Origin of the sequence: Mesorhizobium sp. M7A.F.Ca.US.010.02.1.1 (assembly GCF_004023085.1) — a bacterium.
In the GTDB taxonomy this organism is placed as follows: domain Bacteria; phylum Pseudomonadota; class Alphaproteobacteria; order Rhizobiales; family Rhizobiaceae; genus Mesorhizobium.
Window position 1 is genome coordinate 20,219 of record NZ_RZRV01000031.1, and the last position, 18,334, is coordinate 38,552.

Here is an 18,334-nt window from a genome sequence, read left to right on the forward strand (position 1 = left end):
AGGCAGCGCTGCCGGAAGGCATCTGTTGTCGTTCTCAGCTGCCGTAGACGTCGAAGGAAAAGTATTTGTCGTTGATTTCCTTGTACTTGCCATTGGCGCGCAGCGCGTCGATGGCCGCATTGAGCTTGTCGGCCAACTCCTTGTTGCCCTTCTGCAGGGCGATGCCGACGCCGGGGCCGTGTATGGCCGGATCGGCCGTCAGCGTGCCGAGCAGCTTGCAGCAGGCGCCGTCTGGCTTCTTCAACCACTCGGTCAGGATGATCGAGCCGTCCATCATCGCGTCGAGGCGGCCATTGGCCATGTCGGTGCGGGCATCGTCGCCCGTCGGATAGGCCTTGACCGTCGAGCCTGCATATTTCTGGTCGGCGAATTTCTGGTGGATAGTCGCGGTCTGCACGCCGAGCGCCTTGCCTTTCAGATTGTCCGGCGAGGTGCCTGATATGGTCGAATCCTTCGGTACGGCGATGGCCGGCGGCGTCTGGTAGTATTTGTGGGTGAACTCGACCTTCTCGGCCCGCTCCGGCGTGATGGTGATGTTGATGATGGCGTCGAACTTGCCGGCCTGCAGCGCCGGTATGGAACCATCGAAATCCTGCACGCTGAATTCGCACTCGGCCTTCATCTGCGCGCACAGCGCCTTCCCCAAGTCGATGTCGAAGCCGCCCAGCGTGCCGTCGGCACTGGCGTAATTGAAGGGCGGATAGGCGCCCTCGGTGCCGATCCTGAGTTTTTTGTCCTGGGCGGAGGCGGCGCCCGTGGCAAGGGTGAGAGCGACGGAAGCGGCAAGCACGAAACGACCGAAAAGACGCATGTTCGAGTTCCCCGTTGAAAGCGGGAAGTCTACGGTCTTCCAGGCGTGTGGCGGAGACGGAAACGACATGTCATGCGCCGATCACGGCGCGGCGGGCGATCCAGGCCAGGCGATCGGTGGTGCGTTACCCGGCGCGCTGCTTGTTGGTCGCCGTCCGGTCGATGGCCAACTCCCCGGCCGAGAGGACAACGCCAAACTTTTCGGCGGCTTCTTCTGATGTGTAATATCCCAGCGCCACGTCGCGCAGCACCAGATCCGGATCGCGCTGCAGCGGATCGCCGTAGCCGCCGCCGCCCGGCGTGCCGACGCGCACGCGGTCACCGGCCTTGAGCGCAATGTCCTGCTCCTTCGAAAGGTGCAGCGGCACATGTTCCTCGCCATTGCGGAAGACGGTCACCATGTTGACCGCGCCATCCCTGCCGCCGAGTGCGCCTTGGGGGCCGAAACGGCCGTGATCCATGACGAAAGAAGCACGGGCGTCACCGCGCAGGATTTCGACCTCATAGGCGAGGCCGAAACCGCCGCGATGCTTGCCGGCGCCGCCTGAACCTTCGCGCAAGGCATAGTGGCGGTAGAGCACCGGGAATGCCTGCTCCATGATCTCGACCGGCGGCGATTTGGAAATGCCGATGGTCGAGCAGCCATTGGTCAGTCCGTCATGGCCTGAATTTCCGCCGTAACCGCCGCCGGAGATCTGGTACATGACGTAATCGCGACCGCGCGCCGGGTCGTTGCCGCCGAGCGCGAAATTGCCGCTGGAGCCGGCGGGCGCCGCCGTCACCTTGTCCGGCAACGCCTGCACCATGGCCGCGAACACCGCTTCGGCGATGCGCTGCGACACTTCAGCCGCGCAGCCCGAGACCGGGCGTGGATATCTGGCGTCGAGGAAAGTGCCTTCCGGCCGCTTGACTTCAAGCGGTTCGAAGGCACCGGCGCTGATCGGCACATCAGGGAAAATGTGGCGCATGGCGAGATAGACCGACGACAAGGTCGTCGCCAGCACACTGTTCATCGGCCCGGCGCAGGGCTTTGACGAGCCGGTGAAATCGAAGGTCAGCGTATTGCCCTGTTTCTCCACCGCGAGCGCGATGGTCAGCGGCTCGTTGACCACCCCATCGGAATCGACAAACGCCTTGGAATGGTAGGTGCCGTCGGGAATGGCTGAGATGTTGGCGCGCATCTGCTCGGCCGCGCGGCGGCGCAGTTCGGCGATCGCCTCGACAACCGTTTCATCACCGTAACGATCCAGGATCCCATTGAGCCTGTCCTGACCAATCAGCAGTGCCGCAGCCTGGGCGCGGATGTCGCCGATGCGCTGGTCGGCGACACGGATGTTGGAGCAGATGATGGCGTAGATCTCCGGATCGAGCACGCCCTTCTTGAACAGTTTTACGGGCGGCAGTCGCAGGCCTTCCTGCTCCACGGCAGTCGCCGAGGCTGAAAATCCGCCCGGCACCGAGCCGCCAATGTCGGGCCAATGGCCGGTATTGGACAGCCAGCAGAAAATCTTGCCGTCCCGGTAGACCGGCATGGCAAAGCGCACATCCATCAGATGCGTGCCGCCGAGATAGGGATCGTTGACGATGTAGATGTCGCCTGGTTCCGGGGCCAAGCAGCGGCCATCGGCGATCATCTCGATCACCGTCCTGGTCGAATATTGCATGACGCCGACGAACACCGGCAGGCCCTGGCTGCCTTGCGCGATCAGCGAACCATCGACGGCCGAATAGATGCCGTCGGAACGGTCATTGGCCTCGGCGATGACAGGCGAGAAGGCGGCGCGCGAGAAGGTCAGGTCCATCTCGTCGCAGACCTGCTGCAGTGCCGCCTGCAGGACCGAAAGGGTGATGGCGTCGAGCTTTGCCCCATCAAGATTTGGCATCTCAGGCCTCGCCAATGTCGATGATGATGTTGCCGTCGGCGTCGCTGCGTGCGCGGTCGCCGGGCTCGAGCACGGTGGTGGCGTCCATCTGTTCGAGGATCGCCGGCCCTTCGATTTCAGCGTCGAGCGGCAGTTTTTCGCGCGCGTATACCGGCGTGTCGTGCCAGCGTCCGCTGTACCAGACCGGCCGGATCTCGCGCCGCGCCTCGTCGAGCGTTGTTGCGCGCCCAGCCGGGTCGATCAGGCGCGACAGGTCTATCGACGGGCGGACGCCCGTCACCGAGGTGTTGAGATTGACGAGGTTGGCGCGGATTTCCGGAAGCTCTACCTTGAAGCGGGCAAAATAGGCCTTTTCGAAAAGCTGCTGCAGCGTTGCCCGCGTCACCGATGAGGACGGCAGCGGCACGTTGATGATGTGGGTCTGGCCGACGAACTGCATGTCGGCGGAGTGCGTGACGCGGATCGTCTCCGGCTTCACCGCTTCCTTGCCGATCAGCTCCTCGCCTTCGTTCCGGTGCCGTTCCAATACGGTGCGAAGCTGTGTTTCGTCGAGCACCGCCACCGGCTGGTTGACGGTGTTGACGAAATCATGGCGCAGGTCAGCGACGACGCAGCCGAGTGCGTTGGTGATGCCCGGACGCGCCGGTACCAGCACCCGGGGCAGGCCGAGTTCGCGCGCCAGGGCCGTTGCGTGCAGCGGGCCGGCGCCGCCAAAGGCGAACAGCGCGAAATCACGAGGGTCATGGCCGCGCGACACCGAGACCATGCGGATGGCGCCCGCCATCTTCATGTTGCCGAGCCGCAGCACCGCGCCCGCCGCCTCGACGCCGGACAGGCCGGTCGCCTTGCCTATCTTGTCTTCGAAAATGCCGGTGACGCGCTCTGATGTGACGGGATTTTGGACCGCCAGCAGCTTCTTCGGCGCCAGCCGGCCGAGCACCAGATTGGCGTCGGTAATGGCCGGCTCGAGGCCGCCGCGTCCGTAGCAGATCGGGCCGGGATTGGCGCCGGCACTTTCCGGGCCGATCTGGATCAGGCCGGCCGCATCGACGCGGGCGATCGAGCCGCCGCCGGCGCCGACCGTGTGCACCGCCACCATCGGCACATGGATCGGCATCGCATATTCGATCTCGATCTCGTTCGAGACTGCCGGCTCGGCATTGCGGATCAGCGCCACGTCGGTCGAGGTGCCGCCCATGTCATAGGTGACGAGATTTTCGAAGCCGGCGCGTTTTCCCGTATAGGCGGCGGCGATGACGCCCGAGGCCGGGCCGGACATGACCGTCTTGGCCGATTCACGTGTGACGAAGCGGGCCGAGATCATGCCGCCATTGCCGTTCATGATCAGGAAGTCGCGGGCATAGCCTTTGGCGGCCAATTCCTTGCGCAGCCGCTCGACATAGCGCTCGAGGATCGGCTGCACTGAGGCGTTGACCGAAGCGGTCACGCCGCGTTCGAATTCGCGCGCTTCCGACAGCAGCGCATGGCCTGCCGTGATGTAGCCGTTCGGCCAGAGTTCGGTGGCGATTTCGACGGCGCGCCGCTCATGTGCCGGGTTGGCGTAGGAATGCAGGAAATGGATGACCAGGGATTCGCAACCGGCCGCTATCAGCGTCTGCACTGCGTCGCGCATCTCGGTCTCGTCGAGCGGCGTGCGCACCGCGCCCGATGCTTCGACGCGCTCCGAGACTTCGAGCCTGAGATTGCGCGGAATGATCGGCACGAAGCTGCCGGTCATGCCATAGGCCTGCGGCCGCGTGCGCCGGCCCAGTTCGATCACGTCGCGAAAACCGCGCGTGGTGATCATGCCGGTTTTCGCCAGCCGGCGTTCGAGCACCGCATTGGTGGTGGTGGTCGTGCCATGCACGATGAGGTCGATGCTATCGATGGCAAATCCGGTGGCGCCGAGTGCCGAAACCACACCGAAAGCCTGGTTGTCCACCGTGGTCGGCGTCTTGGCCAGATACACCCGGCCGCCGTCGCTTCCGTCGATCAGGAGCAGGTCGGTGAAGGTGCCGCCGACATCGATACCGGCGACGACATTTCCCCGGGAATTGAGCGCTTGCGCCGAAATATTCTCTTCCATCGTCGAAACCCGAAATGCGCGGACTACGGATATGCGCCAGTTTGGAAAGCTGTTTTAAGGGAGCATCTTGACGCAAATATCGTTTGTATACTAATAAATTCCGGACACAAGAGCTTGCCGCTTTGCAGTGTGCGAACAGCCCGCCGGGATCTGAATGGTCCGGGCGTGCAGGTGAAAGTTTGGCGCCCGCGTCCACGGTTGGGGCCAGAAGGTTGGATTTGATGAACACCACATCCGCTCTCAACACCGCCGGCGCCCGACCGCTGCAGTTCCCGATTCCGGCCAACGTCTATGCCGAAACCGTCGTCTCGGTGAAGCACTATACCGATCGGCTGTTCTCGTTCCGCATCACCCGTCCGCAGTCGCTGCGCTTCCGCTCCGGCGAGTTCGTCATGATCGGCCTGCCCAATGCCGAGAAGCCGGTGTACCGCGCCTATTCGGTGGCGAGCCCGGCCTGGGACGAGGAGCTGGAATTCTTCTCGATCAAGGTGCCGGACGGTCCGCTGACCTCCGAACTGCAGAAGATCCAGGTCGGCGATACGGTTATCATGCGCCAGAAGTCGACCGGCACGCTGGTGGTCGACGCGCTGACGCCGGCCAAGCGGCTGTTCATGATCTCGACCGGCACCGGCATCGCACCTTTCGCCAGCCTGCTGCGCGACCCCGACACCTACGAGAAATTCGATCAGCTGATCCTGACCCATACCTGCCGCGACAATGCGGAACTCACCTACGGCCAGGAGCTGGTCGCGGCGTTGGAAAGCGACCCGCTGATCGGCGAACTGACCACTGGGCGCGTCACGCTCTACAATTCAACGACCCGCGAGGACTCAGCGCGCATGGGCCGCATCACCGCGCTGATCGGCTCCGGCAAGTTCTACAGCGATCTCGGCATCGACAAGCTCAGCCCGGAAACCGACCGCATCATGATCTGCGGCTCGATGCATATGCTGAAGGACGTCAAGGAACTGGCCGAAAGCCTCGGCTTCGAGGAAGGTTCGCTGAGCCACCCGGCGACTTTCGTGGTCGAGCGCGCTTTCGTCGGCTGAGCCGCACCTGACATCTCGAAGTCTGCGTTTTTGACCATACGGTCAAAAACTGCTGCTTTCGCCGCCTTTTTCGGATATCACCGTCTGCAGGACTCGTGAAGTACGACTTCACGGGCTATCTTCGGCACACGTCGCTGAATGAAAGGGCAGGAGATGAGCAGCACAATCCGCGAAGCCGATGTCGGCTCGTCCAAGGTGACGCCGCTGCCGGCGCGTGCCGCCGCCAACACAGCCGTTCCACCGGACCATCGCATTGCGCGCAATCCCGGCATGAAGCTCGATCTCGGCTTCATGGAATCGGTGCGCAGCGTCAACCGCTCGGCGCTGGAACGGCGCGTCGCCAGCTTGACCAAGCGGCGCTCTATAAAGGCCGACAACCAGGCGGCCTGGCTGCTGCGCGCCGTCGCCTGCATGGATTTGACGACGCTGAATTCCAACGATACCGAGGAGCGCGTGCGCCGGCTCTGCGCCAAGGCGATCAATCCGTTCCGCCGCGACATCGTCGAGGGCCTTGGCATATCGGGTGAAACCATCCGCCCGGCCGCCGTCTGCGTCTACCATCCCTTCGTTGCCACCGCCGTCGATGCGGTGCGCGGCACCGGCATCCATGTCGCCGCCGTTTCCACCGCCTTCCCGCATGGCCTTACGCCGCTGTCGACCCGCCTGCAGGAGATCGAGGCCTCGGTCCGCGACGGCGCCGACGAGATCGACGTCGTCATCCCGCGCGGCCTGGTGTTCGGGGCCAAGTGGCGGGAGCTTTACAACGAGATCGTCTCGATGCGCGCCGCTTGCGGTGACGCGCATCTGAAGGTCATCCTCGGCACCGGCGACCTCGCAACGCTGCGCAACGTCATGCTGGCCTCGATGGTGGCGATGATGGCGGGCGCCGATTTCATCAAGACCTCGACCGGCAAGGAAAGCGTCAACGCGACGCTGCCCGTCGGCCTCGCCATGGTGCGCGCCATCAGGGCCTATTTCGAGGAAACCGGCTATCTCATCGGCTTCAAGCCGGCCGGCGGCATATCCACGGCCAAGGCCTCGCTCGACTGGCTGGTGCTGATGAAGGAAGAGCTCGGCCGGCCATGGCTGGAGCCAGACCTGTTCCGCTTCGGCGCGTCGAGCCTCTTGACCGACATCGAGCGCCAGCTCGAGCACCATCTGACGGGACACTATTCGGCCAATCATCGCCACGCGATGGCTTGAGAGATTTACCCCCACCCCGATCGGCAAGCCGATCGACCCTCCCACAAGTGGGAGGGTGAAGGAGGCGCCCAATGAACATTCTCGACCGATACCACGCCATGGAATACGGCCCGGCGCCGGAAGCCCGCAACGAGGCCGACGCCTGGCTTGCCGCGCGCGATTTCGGCAGGGCGCTGTTCATCGGCGGCGACTGGAAAGCCGCGTCCGGCGGCAAGACTTTCGAAACCAGCGAGCCGTCTTCCGGCAAGCTGCTGGCCAACGTATCCGACGCCAACGCCGTCGACATCGACGCGGCGGTTGCGGCGGCCAGCAAGGCGCTGCCGAAGTGGTCGGCAGCCTCGGGTTATCAGCGCGCCAAGGTGCTTTATGCCATCGGCCGCGCCATGCAGCGTCACCAGCGCCTGTTCGCGGTGCTGGAGACCATCGACAATGGCAAGCCGATCCGCGAAAGCCGCGACATCGACGTGCCGCTGGCGATCCGCCACTTCATACACCATGCCGGTTGGGCGCAGGCGCTGGACAAGGATTTCCCCGGCCACAGGGGTGTCGGCGTGGTCGGCCAGATCATCCCGTGGAACTTTCCGCTGCTGATGCTGGCCTGGAAGATCGCGCCGGCGCTCGCCGCCGGCTGCACCGTGGTGCTGAAGCCGGCCGAGTTCACGCCGCTGACATCAATCCTGTTTGCTGAGATCTGCGAGCGCGCCGGCGTGCCGAAAGGCGTCGTCAACATCGTGCAGGGCGGCCCTGAGGCCGGCGTCGCCATCGTCAACCATCCCGGCGTCCAGAAGATCGCCTTCACCGGCTCTTCCGAGGTCGGCAAAATCATTCGCAAGGCGACCGCCGGCTCGGGCAAGAAACTGTCGCTGGAACTTGGCGGCAAGTCGGCCTTCATCGTCTTCGAGGATGCCGATCTCGACAGCGCCGTCGAAGGCCTGGTCGATGGTATCTGGTTCAACCAGGGCCAGGTCTGCTGTGCCGGCTCGCGCCTGCTGGTGCAGGAAGGCATAGCCGACGCCCTGATCGCCAAGGTCAAGACGCGGATGAGCCGGCTGCGCGTCGGCAGCCCGCTCGACAAGAACACCGATATCGGCCCGCTGGTCGACTTGACCCAGCTTGACCGCGTCAAGGGCCTGGTTGCCGAAGGTGCCAGGCAGGGCGCCGTCTGCTGGCAGCCGGATGCGGCGCTGCCGTCTTCCGGCTACTACCATCTGCCGACGCTCGCCACAGGTGTTTCGCCGGCTAACATATTGGCACAAGAAGAGGTGTTCGGCCCTGTTCTGGCGACCATGACCTTCCGCAACACCGAGGAAGCGATCGAGCTAGCCAACAACACGCGCTACGGGCTCGCCGCCTCGGTGTGGAGCGAGAACGTCAACCTTGCTTTGCACGTCGCGCCGCAATTGAAGGCCGGCGTGGTCTGGGTCAACGGCACCAACATGTTCGACGCCGCCTGCGGCTTCGGCGGCTACCGCGAGAGCGGTTTCGGCCGCGAGGGCGGGCGCGAGGGCATGTTCGAATATCTCACGGCAAAGCTGCCGCTCGGCCCGGTCATCAAGCCGGCGACGACCTCCGCACAGCCGGTCGAGCAGGCCGACGGCTCGGCAATCGACCGCACCGCAAAGCTGTTCATCGGCGGCAAGCAGGTTCGGCCGGACGGCAATTATTCGCTCGCCATCGCCACCGCCAAGGGCAAGCTTGCCGGCGAAGTTGGGCTCGGCAGCCGCAAGGATATCCGCGATGCCGTCTCTGCCGCCCGCGGTGCCAAGGCCTGGCCGGAGGCGACCGCCTATAACAGGTCCCAGGTGCTCTATTATCTGGCCGAGAATCTTTCCGGCCGTGCCGGCGAGTTCGCCGCCCGTCTCACCGAATTGACCGGCGCTACGCCCAAGGCCGCGCGGGAAGAGGTGGAACAGTCCCTCGAACGGCTGTTCCTCTATGCCGGTCTGGCCGACAAGTTCGAGGGCCGCGTGCACCAGCCGCCGGCGCGTGCCGTGACGCTGGCGCTTCATGAACCGGTCGGCGTCGTCGGCATCGTCGCCCCCGATAGCTCGCCGCTGCTCGGTCTGATCTCGCTGGTCGCACCGGCGCTGGCCATGGGCAACACCGTGGTTGCGGTGCCGTCGGAGCGCTACCCGCTGCTGGCCACCGATCTCTACCAGGTCATCGAATATTCCGACATTCCCTCAGGCGCCATCAACATCGTCACCGGCCGCAGCGCCGAACTTGCCGGCGTGCTGGCCAAGCATGACGATGTCGACGGGCTCTGGGTGTTCGCCGACGCAGAGACCTGCGCCAAGGCGGAGGCAGAGTCCATCGGCAACCTCAAGCGCGTCTGGAGCGGCAATGGCCGCAGCCTCGACTGGGCATCCGACGAAGCCGCCGGCGACGCCTTCCTGCGCCGCGCCGTCGAGGTCAAGAATGTCTGGGTGCCTTACGGCGATTGATGTCCCGCCGGTGCTGTCGAGATCGTGTTCGGGCTTGACGCATGGACAGATGTTCTTTAACGAGAAAAAACATCTTTATCAGTGAACGGTCAGCGGCGCAGGCTGCACGATCACGCGTGACTGGCACATGACGCCTTGGCCAGCCGCAGGTAGACCCGGACTATCCCAGCGGACGAGGAGAACAGCATGGCGGATCTGGCAGGCAAGGTCGTTGTCGTCACGGCAGCGGCGCAAGGCATCGGCAAGGCGAGCGCACTGGCGTTCGCAAAAGCTGGCGCCATCGTCCACGCCACCGACATCAACGAGGCACTGCTGGCGGAACTCGCCAGGACGCCGGGGATCAAGACCCGCAAGCTGGACGTACTCAACGACGAAGCCGTCAACGCCGCCTTTGCCGAGATCGGCGTTGTCGACGTGCTGTTCAATTGCGCCGGTTTCGTCCATTCGGGCTCGATCCTCGAGATGAAGGAAGCCGATCTCGATTTCGCGCTGAACCTCAATGTTCGCGCCATGATCCGCACCAGCCGGGCCGTGCTGCCCGGCATGCTGGAACGCGGCGACGGATCGATCATCAACATGGCCTCGCTGGCCAGTTCAACCAAGGGCGTGCCCAACCGCTTCGTCTATGGCCTGACCAAGGCCGCCGTCATCGGCCTGACCAAGGCGATCGCCGCCGACTATGTCGGCAAGGGTATACGCTGCAACGCCATCTGCCCCGGCACGGTCGAGAGCCCGTCGCTGCAGGACCGCATGCACGCGCAAGGCGACTACGATGCCGCCCGCGCCGCCTTCATCGCCCGCCAGCCGATGGGCCGGCTCGGCACGCCGGAGGAGATCGCGGATCTCGCCGTCTATTTGGCCGGCGCCACCTATACGTCAGGGCAGGCCTACAATATCGATGGCGGCTGGTCGATCTGACTGCGGAAATCTTGCCGAGCCGGACGATCTGGCCCTTTCCCGGCGTTTGACAGGGGATCGAAGAGTCTGAAAATCCCGCGCGCCGGCTATCTTGTATGGCGATCGCGCTTGTCCGTAGTCAGGTCGATGGGTACGGTCCGCCGGTTCCTTGAAGGCGCAATCGCCTTGGCGGAAAGTTTGCAAAAGGCCACGAGGCCGCAATCAGGAGAAGGATTTAGATGAAACTGCTGCGCTATGGCGAGGTGGGAAGCGAACGTCCCGGCCTGCTCGATGCGGATGGAACGATCCGTGATCTCTCCGCTCACGTCACCGACATCGGTGGCAAGACGCTCGATCCGGCATCGCTGGCGGCACTGGCCAAGCTCGATCCGAAGTCGCTGCCGGCGGTTTCCGGCAGCCCGCGCCTCGGCGCCTGCGTTGCCGGCACCGGCAAGTTCATCTGCATCGGCCTCAACTATTCCGACCATGCCGCCGAAACCGGCGCCACCGTGCCGCCGGAGCCGATCATTTTCATGAAGGCAAGCTCGGCCATTGTCGGGCCGGATGACGACGTGCTGATCCCCCGCGGCTCGGAGAAGACCGACTGGGAAGTCGAACTGGCCGTAATCATCGGCAAAACCGCCAAGTATGTCAGCGAGGCCGATGCGCTCGACTATGTCGCCGGCTATAGCGTTGCCCACGATGTCTCCGAACGCGCCTTCCAGGCCGAGCGCCAGGGCCAGTGGACCAAGGGCAAGTCCTGCGACACGTTCGGCCCGACCGGCCCGTGGTTGGTGACCAAGGACGAGGTAGCCGATCCGCAGAACCTCAAAATGTGGCTGACCGTCAACGGCAAGACGATGCAGAACGGCTCGACCAAGACCATGGTCTACGGCGTAAAGTATCTGGTGTCCTATCTCAGCCAGTTCATGTCGCTGCACCCCGGCGACATTATCTCCACCGGCACCCCGCCCGGCGTTGGCCTCGGCATGAAGCCGCCGGTGTTTTTGAAGGCAGGCGATGTGGTGGAGCTCGGCATTGAAGGCTTGGGGCAGCAGAAGCAGACGTTCAAGGCTGACGTGTAGGCTTCTCTGTTCTCTCCTTGTGTCTCTGGAATGAGAAGAGGAAGGGGCGGTTTCGCGCCTTTCCTCTACCCCGTCGATCGGGGGAGAGGTGGCGAGCGAAGCTCGACGGAGTGGGGGCTCGATCCGCTCGTCTGTCGAAGCGACTGTACTGACACGTCAGTCCCTATCCTATGGCGGTTTTGGCTTGGGTCCAGGTCTTCCCCCACTCCGTCGCCGCTTCGCGGCGCCACCTCTCCCCCCTCCGGAGGGAGGGGAAAGGAAGAGGGTGTCAAGCTACTTCAACACCTTCCCATCAGCGCCAAACCGATACGTCTTCGCCGGATCCGGCGTCGCATACAGCGTGGCACCCGGCTCGGCATCATAAACACCAAAGATCCGCACGGTGATCAGCCCGGCCTTCTCGCAGTCGAGATAGAGGTTGGTGTCGGCGCCGAGATGCTCGGCGTGCACCACCGTTCCCTTCCAGGCGCCTGACTTCGGATCGACGGTCAAATGTTCCGGCCGCACGCCGATGGTCTTGGCGGTTTCGCCAAGCCTGGCGCCGTCGACGAAATTCATTTTCGGTGAGCCGATGAACCCGGCGACAAACTCATTTGCCGGCGAATTGTAGAGCTCCATCGGCCCGCCGATCTGCTCGATCCGGCCGGCATTGAGCACGACAATCTTGTCGGCCAGCGTCATCGCCTCGACCTGGTCGTGGGTGACGTAGATCATCGTCGCCTTCAGCCGGCGGTGCAGCTGTGCGATCTCCAGCCGCGTGTTGACGCGCAACGCGGCATCAAGATTCGACAGCGGCTCGTCGAAGAGAAAGAGCTTGGGTTCGCGCACCACGGCGCGGCCGATGGCGACGCGCTGGCGTTGGCCGCCGGACAGCTCGGCTGGCCGCCTCCCGAGATAGGGCTCCAGCGACAGCATCGACGAGGCGATGCCGATGCGCCGCTCGATCTCGGCCGCCGGCGTGCCGGCCTGCTTGAGGCCGAGCCCCATATTGTTCTTCACCGTCAGATGCGGGTAGAGCGCATAGGTCTGGAACACCATGGCGATGCCGCGCTTGGCCGGCGGCGTGGCCGAGACATCCGCACCGTCGATCACCACACGGCCCGAGGTCGAATCCTCCAGTCCGGCGATGACCCTGAGCAAGGTCGACTTGCCGCAGCCGGACGGGCCGACGAAAACGACGAACTCGCCATCATTCACTTCGAGGTTGATGCCCTTCAGCACCTCGACCGGCCCGAAGGCCTTCTTCACATTCTCGATGTTCAGCGAGCCCACGGTTTCGTCCCTGTTCTAGAGTTTGACGGCGGCGCCACTGCGCACGCTCTCGTCGGCTGCAAGGCAGACGGCGAGCGATTTGACCGCGTCGTCCATGTGTTTGGTCAGATCCAGATCCTCACGGATCGCCTTCAGTACAAAGGCCTGTTCGAGGTCGCAGAGGTCCTGGTGGCCGGGCTCGCCTGCCATCGACAGCATTTCGTCGGTCTTGGTGAATTTGCCGTCCGCGCCCGTCGCAGCACTGTGCAGGCGGATGGTCGAGGTCTTGGTGTGGGTGTCGATGTCATCCGACTTCACACCTTCCTTCATGACGATCGACACGCAGCCATTGGGCGAGATGACGTCCTTCACGAAGAAGGCGGTTTCCGAAATCATCGGCCCCCAGCCGGCCTCGTACCAGCCGACCGACCCGTCATCGAATAGCACCTGCAGGTGGCCGTAATTGTACATCGAGGGCGCGACCTCGTCGGTCAGCCGCACGCCCATGCCACGCACCTCGACCGGTTTGGCGTCGGTGATCTGCAGCATGACGTCGAGATAGTGCACGCCGCAATCGACGATCGGCGACGTCGTCTGCATCAACTGCTTGTGCGTCTCCCAGGTATGGCCCGAGGATTGCTGGTTGAGGTTCATGCGGAAGACGTAGGGGCCGCCAAGCTTGCGCGCTTCGGCGATCAGCCTGATCCAGGATGGGTGATGGCGCAGGATGTAGCCGATCACCAGTTTCTTGCCATTGGCCTTGGCCGCCGCTACGACGCGCTTGGCGTCAGCCACGGTTGTTGCCAGCGGCTTTTCGACGAAAACATGGCAGCCGGCTTCGAATGCCTTCACCGCATAATCGGCATGGCTGTCGGAATAGGTGGCGATGCAGGCGACGTCTGGCTTTTCGTCGCGCAGCACCTCGTCGAAGGAGCGCCTGATGCCGTAGCCGGACAGCCCTTCCGGCAGCGGCACGTCGGAGCGGTTGATGAGTGCTGCGATCTGGAAACCGGGATTGCTGTGATAGGCCAGCGCATGGCTGCGGCCCATATTGCCGAGGCCGGCGACAACAACGCGCAGGGGTGTTTCAGAACTCACTTGACGGCTCCCGAGGTGATGCCGCGGATCAGCTGCCGCGAGAAGATGACGTAGAGGATCAGCACCGGCATGATCGCCAGCGACAGCGCGGCCAGGATGGCGTTCCAGTTGGTGACGAACTGGCCGAGGAACAGTTGCGCGCCGAGCGTCACCGTCTTGGTTTCTTCCGACGGCGCCAGGATCAGCGGGAACCACAGGTCGTTCCAGATCGGGATCATGGTGAAGACGGCGACGGTCGCCATGGAGGGCCGCACCAGCGGCAGCACCAGCCGGAAGAAGATGGTGTATTCCGACAGGCCGTCAATGCGGCCGGCATTCTTCAGATCGTCGGACACCTGCTTCATGAATTCCGACAGGATGAAGACGGCAAGCGGCAGGCCCTGCGCGGTGTAGACCAGGATCAGCGCCGTCAGCGTGTTGACCAGCCCGCTCGCCACCATCAATTGCAGGATGGCGACGGTGCCCAGCCGGATCGGGATCATGATGCCGAGCGCCAGATAGAGCCCCATCAGCGAGTTGCCACGGAAGCGGTATTCCGACAGCGCGAACGCCGCCATGGCGCCGAACAACAGCACGAAGAACAGCGAGGCCACGGTGACGACGAGGCTGTTCTGGAAATAGTGGATGAAGTCGCCCTGGCCGATCACCGTCGTGTAGCCGATCAGGTCGAAGGTTTTGGGCGTCGGCGGCGTCAGCGGCGCGCCGAAGATGCCCGCGCGCGACTTGAACGAGTTCATGATGACGAGGATCACCGGAAACAGCGCGATCGCCGTGTAGGTCAACAGGATCGCGTGGGCGCCGATGGTGCGGGGCACGGAACGGGTGGCGGTGCTCATTGGGAGGTCTCCTGACGCACACTTCCAAGGAATGGCGCCAAGGCACCCCCCTCTGTCCTGCCGGACATCTCCCCCGCAAGGGGGGAGATCGGATGTCGCGACTGCTTTCGCCAATCACCAACGCAGCAAGATGGCCGGCAAGGCCAACGCTGCCAATCTCCCCCCTTGCGGGGGAGATGGCCGGCAGGCCAGAGGGGGGTGTTCAAGCTCGACATCTCGCCCCTCAGAACTGGTAGCGACGCAGGCGCGTCTGGACGAGGAAGAGGTAGACGCAGACGCCGCCGAGGATGATCAGGAACATCATCGTGGCAATCGCCGCGCCCATATTGGGGTCGCCGGTCTGCAGCTGGAAGCCGAAGAAGGCGCGGTAGAGGAAGGTGCCGAGAATGTCGGTCGAATAGTTCGGCCCGGCGAGCGCGCCTTGCGCGGTGTAGATCAGGTCGAAGGCGTTGAAATTGCCGACGAAGGTGAGGATCGAGATAATGCCGATCGACGGCAGGATCAGCGGCAGCTTGATCTTCCAGAACTGTGAAAGGCCGGTAATGCCGTCGCATTCGGCGGCCTCGATCACCTCTTCGGGGATCGACAGCAGGGCGGCATAGATCAGCATCATCGGGATGCCGACGAACTGCCACACCGAGATCAGGCTGAGTGCGGTCAGTGCATATTGCTCCTTGCCGAGCCACGGCGTGAACAGGCTTTTGAGGCCGACGAGATCCATCAGATGCGGCGCCACGCCCCACAACGGGGACAGGATCAGCTTCCAGGCGAAACCGACGATGACGAAGGACAGGATGGTCGGAACGAAGATCGCGGTGCGGTAGAAGGCCGCGAATCTGAGTTTCGGGCTGGACAGAAGCGCCGCCAGCATGACGCCGATCGGGTTTTGCACGATCATGTGGATGATGAAGAACCAGGTGTTGTTCCTGAGCGCGTTCCAGAAACCCACCGACCAGTTGGGGTCGCCGAACAGGGTGCGGAAGTTTTGCAGCCCAACGAAGACCTGGTGCTGCTCGATGTTGCGGAACAGCGACAGCTGCAGCGTGCCGGCGAGCGGCAGGATCATGATCGCCGTGTAGACAAGCACGGCCGGCGCCAAGAAGATGCCGATGTGCCAGCGGAACGGTCTTTTCGGTCTGATATCTGCGGCCATGAGTTCGGTCCCCGCCGTCTCTCGGTTCCAAAGGGTATCGATCTAGATGATGCCTCGATGCACGGCCCTGACATCCTTACCGGATGCGGCAAGAACAAGGCCTGCGACTGATCAGCTAGCCTTCCCCACAACAGTGAGGGTAAGGCCGGGAGGCGGTGCCGACAATCGCAATCTGAATAGGTGCACTGTGAAGGAGGTGGTCCGGAACCGGCCAGGCGTGCGCCCGGCCGGCTCCGTTGCCTGAGCTCTACTTCGCCGGCTTGTACCAGCTGTCGAGGCCGGTCTGCAGCTTCTTGGCGGCAGCTTCCGGCGTATCGGTGCCGTTGATGACGTTGGCCGATTCGACCCAGGTCTCGTTCTCGAGGTTCGGCGTGCCGCGCGACAGGATCTGGTAGGTCGAACGGATCGTCGGCTTGCACTTGCCGCGCCAGGAGACGAATTCCTGCGCCAGCGGGTCTGCCATCTTCACCGGCGCGGAGTTCAGGCTGAAGAAGCCCGGCAGCGCGTTGGCGTAGATGGTGGCGAAATCCGGCGAAGCGACCCAGGACAGGAAGGTCTTGGCCGCATCGGCGTTCTTCGAAGCCGCATTCAGGCCCATGCCGATATCGGTATGGTCGGAGATGTAGCAGGTGTCGCCGGCCTTCTCGACCGGCGGCGGGAAGGCGCCCATCTTGAACTGCGCCTGGGTGTTGAACAGGCCGATTTCCCACGAGCCGGCCGGGTAGATGGCGGCGCGGCCGAGCGTGAACAGGTTCTGACTATCCGGATAGGTCTGCGCCTCGAAGCCGTCGCCGAGATAAGGCTTCCACTTGGCCAGTTCCTCATACGGCGCGACCCAGTCCTTGTCGGTCAGCTTTTGCTCGCCCTTGATCAGCGCCGCGCGGCCGTCCTCGCCCTTCCAGTAGTTGGGGCCGATGTTCTGGTAGCCCATGGTCGCGGCTTCCCAGAGATCCTTGGTGCCCATCGCCATCGGGATGTAGGTGCCGTCGGCCTTGATCTTGTCGAGCGCGGCGAAGAACTCGTCGCGGGTCTCCGGCACCTTGATGCCGAGCTTGTCGAAGGCGTCCTTGTTGTAGATGAAGCCGTGGATGACCGAGGCCATCGGCACGCAGAAGCTCGCCTTGCCGTCGTCGGTCTGCCAGGCGGATTTGGCGACGGGTGAGAAGTTCTCCATGCCGGGCAGCGCCGAGAGGTCGGCAAGGTTGCCCTTCTTGAACAGCTCGAGCGACTTGTCGAATGGGCGGCAGGTGATCAGGTCGCCCGCCGAACCGGCGGCGAGCTTGGCGCCCAGCGCCGCGTCATATTCGGTCGGAGCCGACGGCGCGAACACCACCTTGATGCCCGGGTTCTTGGCTTCGAAGGCCGGGATCAGCTTGTCCTTCCAGATGGCAAGGTCGTCACCGCGCCAGCTTTCGATGTTGAGCGTTACGTCTGCGGCAGAAGCAACCCCGGCCGAGCCGAGAATGCTGGTGCCCAAAAGCAGTGCCGTCAGTAGTTTCGTTGTCATGCTCAGTCTCCCTGTTGACCTTTTTCAGGTTCGGTTTTGATGAGAACGGAGGCAGTGCGCCCTTTGCTCCCCTCTATCGCGGAAAGGGCCGGCCGCAGCTTCTGGCCGGCCTCTTCCAGTATCTTCTGCGCCGCGTCAGTGCTGTCGGCGCCGGCGGCGAGCAGAATGGCGGTCTTGACCGCGCCGCCGCTCTTCTCGAGCAGGCGGGCCGCCTCGTCCGTGTCGCGCCCGCTGACGGCGGCGACGATGCGCGCCGCGCGGTCGCGCAGCTTGATGTTGTCGGCCATGAGATTGACCATGTAGCCGTCATGCACATGGCCGAGATGGATTGCGGTCAGCGTCGACAGCATGTTGAGCGCGATCTTCTGGGCGGTGCCGGCGCCCATGCGCGTGGAGCCCGCGATCAGCTCCGGCGGCGTTTCGAGCAGGATGGCGGTTTGTGCCTGGCGCAGCAGCGCAGAGTCCCTGTTGTTGGCGATACCGATGGTGGCAGCGCCGCGGCGCGCCGCTTCCTCGATGGCCCGCACCGCATAAGGCGTCGTGCCACTGGCGGAAATGGCGATCAGGCAGTCGCCCTTGCCGAGGCCCGCCTTGGCGACCGCTGCCGCGGCCTCCTCGGCATCGTCTTCCGGCCCGCCGGCCAATGTGCGGAAGGCGTCGTCGCCGCCGGCGATCAGGATGGCAATGCGGTCACGATGAATGCCGAAGGTGCCCGGAAGCTCCAGCGCATCGGCCAGTGCCATCAGGCCTGAGCTGCCGGCAGCGGCGTAGGCGAGCTTGCCGCCGCTCTTCAGCCTGCCGGCAATGATCTCGGCGGCCCTGGCAATGGATGGAATGGCATGGCGCACGACCTTGGCGGCTTCGATCTGCGCGTCGGCCAAATAGGAAAGGACGGTGTCCGGGGCCTGGATATCCAGCCCCTCGGCATTTTTGTGAAGCGCTTCGGTGCGCGTTTCGGCCATCCCGGTTCCTCCAATACCAGAACAATACCAAAAAAATACCACTTGTCCACATGCATTAACGAATTCGCTG

At 63.8% G+C, this 18,334-nt stretch carries 14 protein-coding genes; 5 read left to right on the forward strand and 9 right to left on the reverse strand.

The genetic code is table 11. From position 1 onward, the window contains the following. Positions 1 to 34: 34 nt before the first annotated feature. The 3 genes from EOA19_RS25145 to EOA19_RS25155 all read right to left on the reverse strand — a co-directional run bounded on the left by EOA19_RS25145 (position 35) and on the right by EOA19_RS25155 (position 4,779). The gene (locus EOA19_RS25145) at positions 35 to 811 is read right to left on the reverse strand and encodes an ABC transporter substrate-binding protein (protein WP_128305127.1); all 777 of its coding nucleotides are present in this window, start codon (positions 809 to 811) and stop codon (positions 35 to 37) included. Positions 812 to 935: 124 nt separating this feature from the next. Further along, on the reverse strand, positions 936 to 2,693 hold the full coding sequence (locus EOA19_RS25150) for a hydantoinase B/oxoprolinase family protein (protein WP_128305128.1): 1,758 nt from the start codon (positions 2,691 to 2,693) through the stop codon (positions 936 to 938). Between the two features lies 1 nt (position 2,694). Then, positions 2,695 to 4,779: a hydantoinase/oxoprolinase family protein gene (locus EOA19_RS25155; RefSeq protein WP_128305129.1), complete on the reverse strand. Its 2,085-nt coding sequence runs from the start codon at positions 4,777 to 4,779 to the stop codon at positions 2,695 to 2,697. Positions 4,780 to 5,000: 221 nt separating this feature from the next. Between EOA19_RS25155 and EOA19_RS25160 the strand changes: the two genes are divergently transcribed. The 5 genes from EOA19_RS25160 (at position 5,001) to EOA19_RS25180 (ending at position 11,457) form a co-directional block, all read left to right on the forward strand. Then, positions 5,001 to 5,828 (forward strand): ferredoxin--NADP reductase, encoded by an 828-nt coding sequence (locus tag EOA19_RS25160; RefSeq protein ID WP_128305130.1) that lies wholly within the window; start codon positions 5,001 to 5,003, stop codon positions 5,826 to 5,828. Positions 5,829 to 5,981: 153 nt separating this feature from the next. Then, the gene (gene deoC / locus EOA19_RS25165; RefSeq protein WP_127380899.1) at positions 5,982 to 7,031 is read left to right on the forward strand and encodes a deoxyribose-phosphate aldolase; all 1,050 of its coding nucleotides are present in this window, start codon (positions 5,982 to 5,984) and stop codon (positions 7,029 to 7,031) included. Positions 7,032 to 7,102: 71 nt separating this feature from the next. Next, positions 7,103 to 9,475, forward strand: coding sequence for an aldehyde dehydrogenase family protein (locus EOA19_RS25170; RefSeq protein WP_128305131.1), 2,373 nt, complete (start codon positions 7,103 to 7,105; stop codon positions 9,473 to 9,475). A gap of 186 nt (positions 9,476 to 9,661) precedes the next feature. Beyond that, a complete protein-coding gene (locus EOA19_RS25175) occupies positions 9,662 to 10,393 on the forward strand; it encodes an SDR family oxidoreductase (protein ID WP_128305132.1) in 732 nt (243 codons plus the stop codon). Positions 10,394 to 10,611: 218 nt separating this feature from the next. Beyond that, positions 10,612 to 11,457, forward strand: a complete 846-nt coding sequence (locus tag EOA19_RS25180; protein WP_127328023.1) for a fumarylacetoacetate hydrolase family protein — start codon at positions 10,612 to 10,614, stop codon at positions 11,455 to 11,457. Positions 11,458 to 11,730: 273 nt separating this feature from the next. On the opposite strand, the gene EOA19_RS25190 is transcribed toward EOA19_RS25180, so the two are convergent. The 6 genes from EOA19_RS25190 to EOA19_RS25220 all read right to left on the reverse strand — a co-directional run bounded on the left by EOA19_RS25190 (position 11,731) and on the right by EOA19_RS25220 (position 18,264). Continuing rightward, positions 11,731 to 12,729 carry an ABC transporter ATP-binding protein gene (locus tag EOA19_RS25190; protein WP_128305133.1) on the reverse strand — a complete coding sequence of 333 codons (999 nt, stop codon included), beginning with the start codon at positions 12,727 to 12,729 and terminating at the stop codon, positions 11,731 to 11,733. A 15-nt stretch (positions 12,730 to 12,744) separates the two neighbouring features. Beyond that, entirely contained in the window at positions 12,745 to 13,806 is a 1,062-nt protein-coding gene (locus tag EOA19_RS25195; protein WP_128305134.1) for a Gfo/Idh/MocA family oxidoreductase, read from the reverse strand. Further along, a complete protein-coding gene (locus EOA19_RS25200) occupies positions 13,803 to 14,642 on the reverse strand; it encodes a carbohydrate ABC transporter permease (protein ID WP_127380895.1) in 840 nt (279 codons plus the stop codon). Before EOA19_RS25200 ends, EOA19_RS25195 begins: the two co-directional genes overlap by 4 nt. Before the next feature lie 223 nt (positions 14,643 to 14,865). Beyond that, on the reverse strand, positions 14,866 to 15,795 hold the full coding sequence (locus tag EOA19_RS25210; RefSeq protein WP_128305135.1) for a sugar ABC transporter permease: 930 nt from the start codon (positions 15,793 to 15,795) through the stop codon (positions 14,866 to 14,868). 247 nt (positions 15,796 to 16,042) lie between these two features. Further along, positions 16,043 to 17,302, reverse strand: coding sequence for an ABC transporter substrate-binding protein (locus EOA19_RS25215; protein WP_128305136.1), 1,260 nt, complete (start codon positions 17,300 to 17,302; stop codon positions 16,043 to 16,045). Between the two features lie 2 nt (positions 17,303 to 17,304). Further along, a complete protein-coding gene (locus tag EOA19_RS25220; RefSeq protein ID WP_128305137.1) occupies positions 17,305 to 18,264 on the reverse strand; it encodes an N-acetylmuramic acid 6-phosphate etherase in 960 nt (319 codons plus the stop codon). Positions 18,265 to 18,334: the final 70 nt, after the last annotated feature.